Annotated in this window: 15 protein-coding genes; 9 read left to right on the forward strand and 6 right to left on the reverse strand. The window is 54.2% G+C overall.

Annotation, left to right across the window (positions count from 1 at the left end; genetic code table 11):
- Nucleotide 1: 1 nt before the first annotated feature.
- Entirely contained in the window at nucleotides 2–52 is a 51-nt protein-coding gene (locus FDX01_RS23215; protein ID WP_212723231.1) for a hypothetical protein, read from the reverse strand.
- 153 nt (nucleotides 53–205) lie between these two features.
- Here FDX01_RS23215 and pepA point away from each other — a divergent pair, with 153 nt between their 5' ends.
- The 4 genes from pepA to FDX01_RS22210 all read left to right on the forward strand — a co-directional run bounded on the left by pepA (nucleotide 206) and on the right by FDX01_RS22210 (nucleotide 5,856).
- Nucleotides 206–1,717, forward strand: coding sequence for a leucyl aminopeptidase (gene pepA / locus FDX01_RS22195; RefSeq protein WP_115259562.1), 1,512 nt, complete (start codon nucleotides 206–208; stop codon nucleotides 1,715–1,717).
- Nucleotides 1,718–1,846: 129 nt separating this feature from the next.
- A complete protein-coding gene (gene holC, locus FDX01_RS22200; RefSeq protein WP_096758490.1) occupies nucleotides 1,847–2,290 on the forward strand; it encodes a DNA polymerase III subunit chi in 444 nt (147 codons plus the stop codon).
- The gene (locus tag FDX01_RS22205; RefSeq protein WP_137400473.1) at nucleotides 2,290–5,145 is read left to right on the forward strand and encodes a valine--tRNA ligase; all 2,856 of its coding nucleotides are present in this window, start codon (nucleotides 2,290–2,292) and stop codon (nucleotides 5,143–5,145) included. Before holC ends, FDX01_RS22205 begins: the two co-directional genes overlap by 1 nt.
- Before the next feature lie 207 nt (nucleotides 5,146–5,352).
- Nucleotides 5,353–5,856 carry a GNAT family N-acetyltransferase gene (locus FDX01_RS22210; RefSeq protein WP_115259564.1) on the forward strand — a complete coding sequence of 168 codons (504 nt, stop codon included), beginning with the start codon at nucleotides 5,353–5,355 and terminating at the stop codon, nucleotides 5,854–5,856.
- A 25-nt stretch (nucleotides 5,857–5,881) separates the two neighbouring features.
- Here the strand turns inward: FDX01_RS22210 and FDX01_RS22215 are convergent, their stop codons facing one another.
- From FDX01_RS22215 to rraB, 3 genes are all read right to left on the reverse strand, one after another.
- Nucleotides 5,882–6,712 (reverse strand): topoisomerase II, encoded by an 831-nt coding sequence (locus FDX01_RS22215; protein WP_137400474.1) that lies wholly within the window; start codon nucleotides 6,710–6,712, stop codon nucleotides 5,882–5,884.
- A 148-nt stretch (nucleotides 6,713–6,860) separates the two neighbouring features.
- On the reverse strand, nucleotides 6,861–7,619 hold the full coding sequence (miaE, locus tag FDX01_RS22220; RefSeq protein ID WP_137400475.1) for a tRNA isopentenyl-2-thiomethyl-A-37 hydroxylase MiaE: 759 nt from the start codon (nucleotides 7,617–7,619) through the stop codon (nucleotides 6,861–6,863).
- Nucleotides 7,620–7,670: 51 nt separating this feature from the next.
- The gene (gene rraB / locus FDX01_RS22225; RefSeq protein ID WP_137400476.1) at nucleotides 7,671–8,096 is read right to left on the reverse strand and encodes a ribonuclease E inhibitor RraB; all 426 of its coding nucleotides are present in this window, start codon (nucleotides 8,094–8,096) and stop codon (nucleotides 7,671–7,673) included.
- 164 nt (nucleotides 8,097–8,260) lie between these two features.
- Between rraB and argF the strand changes: the two genes are divergently transcribed.
- Nucleotides 8,261–9,265: an ornithine carbamoyltransferase gene (argF, locus tag FDX01_RS22230; RefSeq protein WP_137400477.1), complete on the forward strand. Its 1,005-nt coding sequence runs from the start codon at nucleotides 8,261–8,263 to the stop codon at nucleotides 9,263–9,265.
- Between the two features lie 117 nt (nucleotides 9,266–9,382).
- On the opposite strand, the gene FDX01_RS22235 is transcribed toward argF, so the two are convergent.
- Nucleotides 9,383–9,835 (reverse strand): YhcH/YjgK/YiaL family protein, encoded by a 453-nt coding sequence (locus FDX01_RS22235; protein ID WP_117342398.1) that lies wholly within the window; start codon nucleotides 9,833–9,835, stop codon nucleotides 9,383–9,385.
- A 239-nt stretch (nucleotides 9,836–10,074) separates the two neighbouring features.
- Here FDX01_RS22235 and pyrL point away from each other — a divergent pair, with 239 nt between their 5' ends.
- The 4 genes from pyrL (at nucleotide 10,075) to ridA (ending at nucleotide 12,084) form a co-directional block, all read left to right on the forward strand.
- Complete coding sequence (gene pyrL, locus FDX01_RS22240; RefSeq protein ID WP_096758504.1) at nucleotides 10,075–10,209, forward strand: pyr operon leader peptide; 135 nt, start codon at nucleotides 10,075–10,077, stop codon at nucleotides 10,207–10,209.
- Between the two features lie 2 nt (nucleotides 10,210–10,211).
- Nucleotides 10,212–11,147 carry an aspartate carbamoyltransferase gene (pyrB, locus tag FDX01_RS22245; RefSeq protein WP_115259569.1) on the forward strand — a complete coding sequence of 312 codons (936 nt, stop codon included), beginning with the start codon at nucleotides 10,212–10,214 and terminating at the stop codon, nucleotides 11,145–11,147.
- A gap of 12 nt (nucleotides 11,148–11,159) precedes the next feature.
- A complete protein-coding gene (gene pyrI / locus FDX01_RS22250; RefSeq protein ID WP_003025816.1) occupies nucleotides 11,160–11,621 on the forward strand; it encodes an aspartate carbamoyltransferase regulatory subunit in 462 nt (153 codons plus the stop codon).
- A 76-nt stretch (nucleotides 11,622–11,697) separates the two neighbouring features.
- On the forward strand, nucleotides 11,698–12,084 hold the full coding sequence (gene ridA / locus FDX01_RS22255) for a 2-iminobutanoate/2-iminopropanoate deaminase (protein WP_006686395.1): 387 nt from the start codon (nucleotides 11,698–11,700) through the stop codon (nucleotides 12,082–12,084).
- 91 nt (nucleotides 12,085–12,175) lie between these two features.
- Here ridA and FDX01_RS22260 read toward each other — a convergent pair whose 3' ends face one another.
- Nucleotides 12,176–13,462, reverse strand: a complete 1,287-nt coding sequence (locus FDX01_RS22260; RefSeq protein WP_006686394.1) for a TRAP transporter large permease — start codon at nucleotides 13,460–13,462, stop codon at nucleotides 12,176–12,178.

Below are 13,462 nucleotides of genomic sequence, written 5' to 3' on the forward strand. Positions count from 1 at the left end.
GTCATTTATTCTCTTGAGTCGTCGAAATCGTCGCTAAGATCATTATACTCAACGGATCCACCTCTCAGAAATTGTTCTGACGTGCCAATGCCGTAATAACGTTAAGATTAACACGAAGTCACCGCAACAGCGGGTATGAGTTACGAAAGCTTGCAATTCTATCCGTAGCCACCGCCGTTGTCTTTAAGATTCAGGAGCGTAGTGCATGGAGTTCAGTGTAAAAAGCGGTAGCCCAGAGAAACAGCGGAGTGCCTGCATCGTCGTGGGCGTCTTTGAACCACGCCGCCTTTCTCCGATTGCAGAGCAGCTCGATAAGATCAGCGACGGGTACATCAGCGCCCTGCTGCGTCGTGGCGAACTGGAAGGCAAACCGGGTCAGACCCTGTTGCTACACCACGTTCCTAACGTTCTGTCTGAGCGCATTCTTCTCATTGGTTGTGGCAAAGAGCGTGAGCTTGATGAGCGCCAGTACAAGCAGGTTATTCAGAAAACCATCAATACTCTGAATGATACCGGCTCCATGGAAGCCGTCTGCTTCCTGACCGAACTGCACGTTAAAGGCCGTAACAACTACTGGAAAGTGCGTCAGGCTGTCGAGACAGCACAAGAGACCCTCTACAGTTTTGATCAGTTGAAGACCAACAAAAGCGAGCCACGTCGCCCGCTGCGTAAAATGGTGTTCAACGTCCCTACCCGCCGTGAACTGACCAGCGGCGAGCGCGCCATTCAGCACGGCCTGGCGATCGCCGCCGGTATTAAAGCCGCGAAAGATCTCGGCAACATGCCGCCGAACATCTGTAACGCAGCGTACCTGGCTTCTCAGGCGCGTCAACTGGCCGACAGCTACAGCAAAAATGTCGTCACGCGCGTCATTGGCGAGCAGCAGATGAAAGAGCTGGGTATGCACTCTTATCTTGCCGTCGGCCAGGGTTCGCAGAACGAGTCCTTGATGTCGGTTATCGAGTACAAAGGCAACCCGTCAGAAGACGTGCGCCCGATTGTGCTGGTCGGTAAAGGGCTAACCTTTGACTCCGGCGGTATTTCCATCAAGCCTGCCGAAGGCATGGATGAAATGAAATACGACATGTGCGGCGCGGCGGCAGTGTACGGCGTGATGCGCATGGTGGCGGAACTTCAGTTACCCATCAACGTTGTCGGCGTGCTGGCGGGCTGTGAAAACATGCCAGGCGGGCGCGCGTATCGTCCGGGTGATGTGTTAACCACCATGTCCGGTCAGACTGTTGAAGTACTGAACACCGATGCCGAAGGCCGCCTGGTGCTGTGCGACGTGTTAACCTATGTCGAGCGTTTCGAACCTGAAGCGGTCATCGACGTCGCCACCCTGACCGGTGCCTGCGTGATTGCGCTGGGTCATCACATCACTGGCCTGATGTCGAACCACAACCCGCTGGCGCACGAGCTGATTGGCGCGTCCGAACAGGCGGGCGATCGCGCATGGCGTTTACCGCTGGGTGATGAGTTCCAGGAACAGCTGGAGTCCAACTTCGCAGATATGGCGAACATCGGCGGACGCCCTGGTGGCGCGATTACCGCTGGCTGCTTCCTGTCGCGCTTTACCCGTAAGTACAACTGGGCACACCTCGACATCGCGGGAACCGCCTGGCGTTCAGGAAAAGCCAAAGGCGCAACCGGTCGTCCGGTGGCGCTGCTGTCGCAGTTCCTGCTCAATCGCGCCGGGTTTAACGGCGAAGAGTAAGTTTGCTTGATTGCCGGATGGCGCCGCATACGCGTCTTATCCGGCCTACAGTGAGTATTTAACCGTAGGCCGGATAAGCGTAGCGCCATCCGGCTTTGCATTTAAATCCACAACAAGAAGCCCCATATTATGAGAAACGCAACGTTCTATCTTCTGGATAACGACACACAACAAGATGGCTTAAGCGCCGTTGAACAACTGGTGTGTGAAATTGCCGCAGAACGTTGGCGCGCGGGCAAGCGCGTACTGATCGCCTGTGAAGACGAAAAACAGGCTATTCGGCTGGATGAAGCGCTGTGGGCAAGACCGGCAGAAAGCTTCGTGCCGCATAATCTGGCGGGGGAAGGTCCGCGTGGTGGTGCTCCGGTCGAAATTGCCTGGCCAGAAAAACGCAACAGCAGCCCACGCGATCTGCTGATCAGTTTGCGCGTCGGCTTTGTAGATTTTGCCACCGCTTTCACAGAAGTGGTAGACTTCGTCCCTTATGAAGATTCTTTGAAACAATCGGCACGCGAGCGCTACAAAGCTTACCGCGTGGCTGGTTTTAACCTGAATACGGCAACCTGGAAATAATGGAAAAGACATACAACCCACAAGATATCGAACAGCCGCTTTACGAGCACTGGGAAAAGCAGGGCTATTTCAAACCTAACGGCGATGAAAGCAAAGAGTCCTTCTGCATCATGATCCCGCCGCCGAACGTCACCGGCAGTTTGCATATGGGTCATGCTTTCCAGCAAACCATCATGGACACCATGATTCGCTACCAGCGCATGCAGGGTAAAAACACCCTGTGGCAGGCCGGTACCGACCACGCGGGTATCGCCACCCAAATGGTGGTTGAGCGTAAGATTGCCGCTGAAGAAGGTAAAACCCGTCACGACTACGGTCGCGATGCGTTTATCGATAAAATCTGGCAGTGGAAAGCGGAATCCGGCGGCACCATTACCCGTCAGATGCGCCGCCTGGGCAACTCCGTGGACTGGGAGCGCGAGCGCTTCACCATGGACGAAGGTCTTTCCAATGCCGTGAAAGAAGTCTTTGTTCGCCTGTACAAAGAAGACCTGATTTACCGTGGCAAGCGCCTGGTAAACTGGGACCCGAAACTGCGCACCGCCATCTCCGATCTGGAAGTAGAAAACCGCGAGTCAAAAGGCTCAATGTGGCACATCCGCTATCCGCTGGCTGACGGCGCAAAAACCGCAGACGGGAAAGATTATCTGGTGGTCGCCACCACGCGTCCGGAAACCGTGCTGGGCGATACTGGTGTGGCCGTCAACCCGGAAGATCCGCGTTATAAAGATCTGATCGGCAAATTCGTTATCCTGCCGCTGGTTAACCGCCGTATTCCGATTGTTGGTGATGAACACGCCGATATGGAAAAAGGTACCGGCTGCGTGAAGATCACCCCGGCGCACGACTTTAACGACTATGAAGTCGGTAAACGTCACGGCCTGCCGATGATCAACATCCTGACCTTTGACGGCGACATCCGCGAAACCGCGGAAGTGTACGACACCAAAGGCGAAGAATCTGACGTCTATTCCAACGCGATCCCGGCTGAGTTCCAGAAGCTGGAGCGCTTTGCCGCACGTAAAGCGGTGGTTGCCGCTATCGACGCGCTGGGCCTGCTGGAAGAGATTAAACCGCACGACCTGACCGTGCCTTACGGCGACCGTGGCGGCGTGGTTATCGAACCGATGCTAACCGACCAGTGGTACGTCCGTGCCGACGTGCTGGCAAAACCGGCGGTAGAAGCGGTTGAGAACGGCGACATTCAGTTCGTGCCGAAGCAGTACGAAAACATGTACTTCTCCTGGATGCGTGATATCCAGGACTGGTGTATCTCCCGTCAGCTGTGGTGGGGTCACCGCATCCCGGCCTGGTATGACAACGACGGCAACGTCTATGTCGGCCGTACCGAAGACGAAGTGCGTCAGGAAAACAACCTCGGCGCCGACGTTGCACTGCGTCAGGACGAAGACGTTCTCGACACCTGGTTCTCCTCCGCGCTGTGGACCTTCTCTACGCTGGGTTGGCCGGAAAACACCGACGCGCTGCGTCAGTTCCACCCAACCAGCGTGATGGTTTCTGGCTTCGATATCATCTTCTTCTGGATTGCCCGCATGATCATGATGACCATGCACTTCATCAAAGATGAAAACGGCAAGCCACAGGTTCCGTTTAAGACGGTCTACATGACCGGTCTGATTCGTGACGACGAAGGCCAGAAGATGTCCAAGTCCAAGGGTAACGTTATCGACCCGCTGGATATGGTTGATGGTATTTCCCTGCCGGATCTGCTGGAGAAACGTACCGGCAACATGATGCAGCCGCAGCTGGCTGAGAAAATTGCTAAACGTACCGAGAAGCAGTTCCCGGACGGCATCGAGCCGCACGGTACCGACGCCCTGCGTTTCACCCTGGCGGCACTGGCCTCAACCGGTCGCGATATCAACTGGGATATGAAGCGTCTGGAAGGTTACCGTAACTTCTGTAACAAGCTGTGGAACGCCAGCCGCTTTGTGCTGATGAACACTGAAGATCAGGATTGCGGCTTCAACGGCGGCGAAATGACCCTGTCGCTGGCGGACCGTTGGATTCTGGCGGAATTCAACCAGACCATCAAAGCGTACCGCGAGGCACTGGATAACTTCCGCTTCGATATCGCCGCGGGCATTCTGTACGAGTTCACCTGGAACCAGTTCTGCGACTGGTACCTGGAGCTGACCAAGCCGGTCATGACCGGTGGTTCTGAGTCTGAGCTGCGCGGCACCCGCCATACGCTGGTAACCGTGCTGGAAGGTTTGCTGCGCCTGGCGCACCCAATCATCCCATTCATCACCGAAACCATCTGGCAGCGAGTGAAGGTTATTTGCGGTAACACTGCCGACACCATCATGCTGCAACCGTTCCCGGAATACGATGCGGCGCAGGTAGATGAAGCCGCGTTGGCCGATACCGAATGGCTGAAGCAGGCAATCGTGGCCATCCGTAACATCCGTGCGGAAATGAACATCGCGCCGGGCAAACCGCTGGAGCTGCTGCTGCGTGGTTGCAGCGAAGCCGCGATGCGTCGTGTGAACGACAACCGTAGCTTCTTGCTGAACCTGGCACGTCTGGAAAGCATCACCGTGCTGCCTGCTGATGATAAAGGTCCGGTTTCTGTGACTAAAATTATCGACGGCGCCGAGCTGCTGATCCCGATGGCTGGCCTGATCAATAAAGAAGATGAGCTGGCACGTCTGGCGAAAGAAGTGACCAAAATCGACGGTGAGATTGGCCGCATTGAAGCCAAACTGTCCAACGAAGGCTTTGTCGCACGCGCGCCGGAAGCGGTGATCGCTAAAGAGCGTGAGAAGCTGGAAGGTTACGCTGAAGCGAAAGCGAAGCTGATTGAACAGCAGGCGGTTATTGCCGCGCTGTAAAGCTGTTTGCCGGATGGCGTTACGCTTATCCGGCAAACAGGCACCGTCATCGTAGGTCGAATAAGCGTAGCGCATCCGACACCGCAGACGATAAAAGCCTCTGACGCACTCGCCCAGAGGCTTTTTATTGAATTATCCTCGCTTGCGCTTTCCCTCTCCGCAGTGGTATTAACTGCATATGTCCCACTTTTACGTCATGAGTTCGCTATGAGTGTCATTACACCTGTCTCGGCGACGCTGCGTCGCATTGCTGCCGACGATAACACCGCCATTGCCCACGTGATCCGCCAGGTCTCCGCCGAATACGGTTTGACCGCTGATAAAGGTTACACGGTGGCTGACCCTAATCTCGATGAGTTATTCCAGGTATACAGCCAGCCGGGTGCGGCCTATTGGGTGGTTGAACAAAATGGGCAGGTCGTCGGTGGCGGTGGCGTTGCGCCATTAGGCTGTAGCGAGCCGGATATTTGCGAATTACAGAAGATGTACTTTCTGCCGAGCGTGCGTGGTCAGGGACTGGCGAAAAAGCTGGCGTTGATGGCTCTCGATCACGCCCGTGAGCAGGGATTTAAACAGTGCTATCTGGAAACCACCGAATTTCTAACCGAGGCGATTCACCTCTACGAACGTCTGGGCTTTGCGCATATTGCCGAGCCGCTGGGCTGCACGGGGCATGTAGATTGCGAAGTGCGGATGCTAAAACCCCTCTGACGTTAGGCAAAGGGGCAATACTGCGTTATTGCATTTCGGCTGAGAGCATCAGACGAATCACGCCGGCGGCGCGAGCGGTCGGCAATTTGAGAACCTGCGTCCACAGATCCTGAACCATATCGCAAGCCAGTTGCTCTTTACCCACGCCTTTATTCGGGTCGGCCATGATTTGAATATCCGGCCCATAGCGCTGCACCAGCCCCGGACTCATGGCTTGCAGATCCTGAAGCGCCAGCTCTTTTTCTTCCGCCGTAACTGTATGTTTTCCCGGGCCGTAAGCCGCCTGCAGCATCGTCATGTCATTCGCCATACGGCGACTCATAATTTCACGTGGAATAAGCTGTACCGGGTTGATACCGCCCTTTACCGCCGGGAACAGGAATCGAAAGCATTCGTCACCGCCTACTTTCGCTATCGCGTCCATTTGCGCGAGGTTCACCTGCATATAGGCAATCACGTTGGCATCGGGTGCCTGCTGTAAGCGCGCCATCTGGAACGTCAGGATCTGCGGCTGTATGGTGTCAATAATCTGCTGCTCGCTTTTCCCCGCCGTTTTCATCTCCACCGCCTGGTTGAGAATCGTCTGCCATAGCGCGGGTTCCTGCTCCTTAATGACCTCATAGACGGGCATTGTCAGCATTGCTTTCTCGAATTTCTGCGTTTCAGTCAGCCCATAGTCCGGACTTTCGCGCGGGATGAGATAGTGCGTATCAAACAGATTCCAGCCGATAATCGCCACGACAAAAATCACCGCACCGGAGACCTTACCTACCCAGCCCTTTTTACGACAGACGCCCACCACGGTCGCAATCACCGCCCCGATATAGCCTGCCAACAATACGTGTGCCCAGTTCATTCACCATCCTTTTTCATATCAATGCATATAGCGGGGATATATTCCCCCTTCAAGTGGTTTGATTATTGCGGCAGGTGCGATCGATTTCTAGCCACCAGATTTTAGCTACCGGGAAGGAGGAAGAGAGACACCGTACCAGAGAGTGGAGCTAGGCTGGCACGCCGCTATGAAAACGAAACTCATCGTCCGGCGATAAGATCAGGGATGCTTCCACCTCACCAAAAAACCGTACCCGGTCACTGATGTCATGGTCGGCCGCCTGCTGTGCCAACGCCAGATAATCCTGATAATGGCGCGCCTCTGAGCGCAGCAGCGACAGATAAAACGCCTGTAATTCATCATCCAGATACGGTGCCAGCGCGGCAAAACGCTCGCAGGATCGCGCCTCAATGTAGGCGCCGCAGATCAGCTTATCAATCAGCGTTAACGGCTCATGGGTACGGACTTCTTTAAGCATGCCCTTGGCGTAACGACTGGCGGTCATTTTGATATACGGAATTTGGCGGCTTAGCATCGCTTCACGCACTTGCCAGAAGTGGTGTAGTTCTTCTTTGATCAGCAGCACCATGCTGTCGATAAGCTGTTGCCCCCACGGGTCGTCAGTCCGGGGCATGATGCTTTTGCTGATCTGCTTGTTCAGCAAGGTGAAATCCGGCTCTTCCCCTTCTCGGAAGGCAAAGGCTTCATAGGGTTTCAGCCACTCCAGCATCGCCTGCGATCCCTGCTTATCCGCAACATATTTACGCACCAGCAGCATCGCGGTTTGCGCCGCTTTCAGCTCGCAGACCAGATGGTCGGTCAGCAGCAGGGGAAGATTTGCCGGGTCGCGCGCTTTATCAAGCCAGGCCTCGGGCGTTTTGCAGTGCAGGAAATCCAGAATCGGGGAGAGTATTTGCGGGTAATCCATACGTTGTCCTTGCCCTACGGCAGCATGCGCCGCCGTAGGTCAGCAGATGACTTAGTGACGCACGCCGTCATCATCTTCGTCGACGAGATCGTCATCGTCGCCGTCTTCACCTTCTTCGCCGTTAGGGTCTTCAAAATAAGTGCCCCATCCGTCGTATTCCACGTCAAATTTTTCAGCCAGGTTCATCAGTTGTTCAACCTGAGTGTCAATCAGCTCGGCCTTCAGCGCACATTCACTGAGGATGTCACAGCAAATGACCGTGTCGCCTTCTTCCACTTCCAGCTCTTCCGGCTCGGTGACTTCATAACCCAGCTTGAAGGCTTCTACCGCTGCTTTTTCCAGGGTTTCAAAGTCATCCGCGGAAAGGTGATGCTCAATGGTATACAGCGCGTCAGGATCGCTACCATCTTCAAGTAACTCTTCAATAATCAAGCGTGTTTCTTCACGCTGTTCTTCCAGGTGTTCCGGGTTTGCCATGGCTCATATCCTCATAATGTCCTGCCGATACTCTTATTGTCACATACCGCTGACATTGCCTCCACCTTTCCAGGAAAGATTTGTTAAACAAGGTTGCAAATGAATAAACATACATATAAATTGAATTTTAATTCAATAAATGGCCTAAGCCATGTGAGGGAACCATGTCTGCATTTTATCAGAAGCACTTCTTGAAACTGCTCGATTTTACCTCTGCTGAACTCACGTCACTGCTGCAGCTCGCCGCCCGGCTCAAGGCGGACAAGAAAAACGGCACAGAGGTCGCTATGCTGACCGGTAAAAATATTGCGCTCATCTTCGAAAAAGACTCGACCCGTACTCGTTGCTCTTTCGAAGTTGCCGCTTACGATCAGGGCGCGCGCGTGACCTATCTCGGGCCAAGCGGCAGCCAGATTGGCCATAAAGAGTCGATAAAAGACACCGCCCGCGTACTGGGCCGCATGTATGACGGTATCCAGTATCGCGGCCACGGTCAGGAGGTGGTGGAGACGCTGGCCGAATATGCCGGGGTTCCGGTATGGAACGGATTGACCAACGAATTCCACCCCACCCAGTTACTGGCCGATCTGCTAACCATGCAGGAACACCTGCCGGGCAAAGCGTTTAATGAGATGACGCTGGTGTACACCGGCGATGCCCGTAACAACATGGGCAATTCAATGCTGGAAGCCGCCGCATTAACCGGGCTGGATCTGCGCCTGGTTGCACCACCGGCTTGCTGGCCAGAAGAGAGCCTGGTAGCCGAATGCAAAGCGCTGGCACAGAAAAACGGCGGTAATATCACCCTGACCGACGATATTGCGACAGGCGTGAAAGGTGCGGACTTCATTTATACCGACGTCTGGGTATCCATGGGTGAAGCCAAAGAGAAGTGGGCCGAACGAATTGCCCTGCTGCGTAACTATCAGGTCAACAGCACGATGATGGCGCTAACCGGCAATCCGCAGGTGAAATTCCTGCACTGCCTGCCAGCATTTCATGATGACCAAACCACGCTGGGTAAACAAATGGCGCAAGAATACGGTTTGCACGGTGGGATGGAAGTAACCGATGAGGTCTTTGAGTCACCTGCCAGTATTGTCTTTGATCAGGCAGAAAACCGCATGCACACCATTAAAGCGGTGATGGTGGCGACATTAGCGAAGTGAGTACGTCGGTAAAAAGAATGCCGGATGGCGATGCTACGCATCTTATCCGGCCTACAACCGTGCTCCCGTAGGCCGGATAAGACGCTATTGCGTCGCCATCCGGCATCATAAAATCACTTATTCGACCAGCATTTTTACCACGGCTTTGCGCACCAGCGCAGGCGTACCTACCGCGCACAGCGGCTTATGCACTTCGCCCGGATAGAACACCACAAAATCACCTTCATTCAGCACCACCGTCTTCTCTTCCGCCCCTTCCGGCAAGAAAGCGATATCTTTGTCCGCCAGCCAGTCGGTTTCCGGCGTGCCCGCAGGCAGCGTACTGAAGGTCATCCCTTCCTGGCCTTTTAGCAGGATCTGAATATCCAGATAACGGGCATGATACTCGGCGCGACGCTGCTCAAACGGCTCGGTCATATCTTCGGCGATCAGATAAAACAGGCGGTTACCGTCGATATCATGTTTCCCTTTTTCGGTTGTGTCCGTCACGTGCGCTTTAATGTGTTCAATTGCCTGACGCAGCTCTTCCGGCAGCCATGCTTCCAGGTGATGAATATTGCCGATAATCATTTCAAACCCCTTAATTAAAACATTGTTTCATTTTAATTGTTATACGAAAAATACGTCTGCCATACCACTGCTATTTACCGATATTTTGCGTCAACGCATGTTTATCGCCTGCGGCGGTCTCCGCGGGCTTGGGTGAATGAATATTCATGAGAATCGTTTGCGATGAATAATTTGTGCATTATTCGCTTGATCCTATAACGTAGCTGAGTATAATCGCCGACAATTTGCCGGGAGGATCTATGGTTCAGTGTGTACGACATTTTGTCTTACCGCGTCTGAAAAAAGACGCTGGCCTGCCGTTTTTCTTCCCGTTGCTCATCATTCTAAGCCCCTCAATTGAGGGGCTTTTTTTTTGCCCAGGCGTCAGGAGATAAACATGGCTAACCCGCTCTATCAAAAACACATCATTTCCATAAACGACCTCAGCCGCGATGACCTCAATCTGGTACTCGCGACGGCGGCGAAACTAAAAGCCCACCCGCAGCCGGAGCTGTTGAAGCATAAGGTGATCGCCAGCTGTTTCTTCGAAGCCTCAACCCGCACCCGTTTATCTTTTGAAACCTCGATGCACCGTCTGGGCGCCAGCGTGGTGGGATTCTCTGACAGCAGCAACACCTCACTGGGCAAAAAAGGTGAAACGCTGGCTGACACCATTTCCGTAATCAGCACCTACGTCGACGCCATTGTAATGCGTCATCCGCAGGAAGGCGCCGCGCGTCTGGCCACGGAGTTCTCCGGCAATGTGCCGGTACTGAACGCGGGAGACGGCTCTAACCAGCATCCGACCCAGACGCTACTGGACCTGTTCACCATTCAGGAAACGCAGGGTCGCCTGGACAATCTGCAAATTGCGATGGTGGGCGATCTGAAATATGGCCGTACCGTTCACTCTCTGACTCAGGCGCTGGCGAAGTTCGAAGGCAACCGCTTCTACTTTATCGCCCCGGATGCGCTGGCAATGCCGCAGTACATTCTGGACATGCTGAATGAAAAAGGTATCGCCTGGAGCCTGCACGGCACGATTGAAGAAGTGATGGCGGACGTAGACATCCTCTACATGACCCGCGTGCAAAAAGAACGCCTGGACCCGTCCGAATACGCCAACGTGAAAGCACAGTTCGTTCTGCGCGCCAGTGACCTGGAAGGTGCCAGAGAGAACATGAAGGTGCTGCACCCGCTGCCGCGCATCGATGAGATCACTCCCGACGTCGATAAGACGCCACACGCCTGGTATTTCCAGCAGGCAGGCAACGGCATCTTCGCCCGCCAGGCGTTACTGGCACTGGTACTGAATAGCGAACTGGCACTGTAAGAGGACATGACGATGACACACGATAACAAACTGCAGGTTGAAGCCATCAAACGTGGCACCGTGATTGACCATATTCCCGCACAGGTGGGTTTTAAGCTGCTGACACTATTCAAACTGACAGAGACCGATCAGCGTATCACCATCGGCCTGAACCTGCCGTCCGGTGAGATGGGGCGTAAAGACCTGATCAAAATTGAAAATACCTTCCTGACCGACGAGCAGGTCAACCAGCTCTCGCTGTACGCCCCGCAGGCCACGGTAAACCGCATTGATGACTATGACGTGGTGGGTAAATCACGTCCCAGCCTGCCTGAGCGTATCGATAACGTGCTGGTGTGCCCGAACAGTAACTGTATCAGTCATGCCGAGCCGGTTTCCTCCAGTTTTGCAGTGAAAAAGCGTGCCGATGACATCGCACTCAAATGCAAATACTGTGAAAAAGAGTTTTCCCATTATGTGGTGCTGGCCAACTAATTGGGGTTGGTTATGAGATCCCGGCTCCCTATAATGAGCGGGAACATTCTATTACCGCTGTAATTCAGGAGAAATCATGAGCAAGACTATCGCGACGGAAAATGCACCAGCAGCAATCGGCCCATACGTTCAGGGTGTTGATCTGGGTAGCATGGTAATCACTTCCGGTCAGATCCCGGTTGACCCAAAAACCGGTGCCGTATCGGAAGACGTGTCCGCTCAGGCGCGTCAGTCGCTGGAAAACGTTAAAGCTATCGTAGAAGCAGCAGGCCTGAAAGTGGGCGACATCGTAAAAACTACGGTCTTCGTTAAAGACCTGAACGATTTCGCCACCGTCAACGCTACCTACGAAGCGTTCTTCACCGAGCACAACGCGACCTTCCCGGCACGCTCTTGCGTGGAAGTGGCCCGTCTGCCAAAAGACGTGAAAATCGAGATTGAAGCGATCGCCGTTCGTCGCTAAACCTTCTTGTGCCGGATGGCGGCTTAGCCTTATCCGACCTGGGGAAGCGTAGTTTGCAGGCCCGGTAAGCGCGAGCGCCACCGGGCATTTATCACATTACGCCAAACAGTTTCGGCAGGAACAACGAAATCGCCGGAATATACGTCACCAACATCAGCACCAGGAACAGCACCGCATAGAACGGCAGCATCGCCTTCACCACCTGCTCAATCTTCTGCTTACTCACCGCACTGGCGACAAACAGCACCGATCCTACCGGCGGCGTAATCAGGCCAATCCCTAAGTTCACCAGCATGATCATGCCAAAATGCACCGGATCGATACCCAACGCGTTGGTCACCGGCAGCAGGACCGGAGTCAGGATCAGGATCAGCGGCGCCATGTCCATCAGCGTACCAATCAGCAGCAACATGATGTTAATGCACATCAGAATGACGTATTTGTTGTCCGAGATGCTGGTAAAGGCTTCGGTGATACGCATCGGCAGCTGCATATAGGTCATTACCGCGCCGAAAGCGGCGGCAAAGCCGATCAGGATCATCACGATAGTGACCGTTTTCACCGTGCGGAACATCAGCTTCGGCAGCTCAGACCATTTGTAGTCACGATAGATAAACATGGTGACAAAGAAGGCCCACAGACAGGCGATCGCCGCGGATTCTGTCGCGGTGAAGATACCCGAGAGGATCCCTCCCATAATGATCACCACCGTCATCAGGCCCCACAGCGTGTCGACAAAAATCTTCAACGCCTGGCGAAACGGTACGCGCTCCCCTTTTGGATAACCGCGTTTGTGCGCAAACGCTACGCACATCACCATCAGGCTAAAGCTCAACAACAGACCCGGTAAGATGCCGGCAATGAACAGCGCGGCAATAGACACCGTACCGCCGGTCGCCAGCGAGTAAATCACCGAGTTATGGCTGGGGGGCGTCAGGATCGCCTGTACCGATCCGCTGGCGGTCACCGCCGCCGCAAAGTCACGCGGGTAGCCTTTTTTGTCCATCTCCGGGATCATCACCGAACCAATAGAGGCGGTGTCGGCTACGGACGATCCGGAAATTGCACCAAAAAAGGTGGAGGCCACAATATTCACCAGCGACAGTCCGCCGCGAATAAAGCCCACAAATATGTAGGCAAAATTCACCAGCCGACGCGCAATCCCGCCTTCGGCCATAATCGCTCCGGCCAGAATAAAGAACGGGATCGCCAGCAATGAAAATTTATTCACCCCGCTGGTCAGTTGGATCATTACCGCTTCCAGTGGAATATCAATGTACCAGGCGCCAATGATCGCGCTAATACCCACCGCGTACGCTACCGGTACCCCAATCGCCAGCATAATGCCGAGCGTAAAGACGAGAATAAATGCATCCAT

Source organism: Citrobacter sp. wls613, assembly GCF_005281195.1.
GTDB classification, from domain to species: domain Bacteria; phylum Pseudomonadota; class Gammaproteobacteria; order Enterobacterales; family Enterobacteriaceae; genus Citrobacter; species Citrobacter gillenii.

Coding starts and splice junctions, on each gene's coding strand:
- pepA (WP_115259562.1), top strand. CDS start 206: ATGGAGTTCAGTGTAAAAAGCGGTAGCCCAGAGAAACAGCGGAGTGCC.
- holC (WP_096758490.1), top strand. CDS start 1,847: ATGAGAAACGCAACGTTCTATCTTCTGGATAACGACACACAACAAGAT.
- FDX01_RS22205 (WP_137400473.1), top strand. CDS start 2,290: ATGGAAAAGACATACAACCCACAAGATATCGAACAGCCGCTTTACGAG.
- FDX01_RS22210 (WP_115259564.1), top strand. CDS start 5,353: ATGAGTGTCATTACACCTGTCTCGGCGACGCTGCGTCGCATTGCTGCC.
- FDX01_RS22215 (WP_137400474.1), bottom strand. CDS start 6,712: ATGAACTGGGCACACGTATTGTTGGCAGGCTATATCGGGGCGGTGATT.
- miaE (WP_137400475.1), bottom strand. CDS start 7,619: ATGGATTACCCGCAAATACTCTCCCCGATTCTGGATTTCCTGCACTGC.
- rraB (WP_137400476.1), bottom strand. CDS start 8,096: ATGGCAAACCCGGAACACCTGGAAGAACAGCGTGAAGAAACACGCTTG.
- argF (WP_137400477.1), top strand. CDS start 8,261: ATGTCTGCATTTTATCAGAAGCACTTCTTGAAACTGCTCGATTTTACC.
- FDX01_RS22235 (WP_117342398.1), bottom strand. CDS start 9,835: ATGATTATCGGCAATATTCATCACCTGGAAGCATGGCTGCCGGAAGAG.
- pyrL (WP_096758504.1), top strand. CDS start 10,075: ATGGTTCAGTGTGTACGACATTTTGTCTTACCGCGTCTGAAAAAAGAC.
- pyrB (WP_115259569.1), top strand. CDS start 10,212: ATGGCTAACCCGCTCTATCAAAAACACATCATTTCCATAAACGACCTC.
- pyrI (WP_003025816.1), top strand. CDS start 11,160: ATGACACACGATAACAAACTGCAGGTTGAAGCCATCAAACGTGGCACC.
- ridA (WP_006686395.1), top strand. CDS start 11,698: ATGAGCAAGACTATCGCGACGGAAAATGCACCAGCAGCAATCGGCCCA.
- FDX01_RS22260 (WP_006686394.1), bottom strand. CDS start 13,462: ATGGATGCATTTATTCTCGTCTTTACGCTCGGCATTATGCTGGCGATT.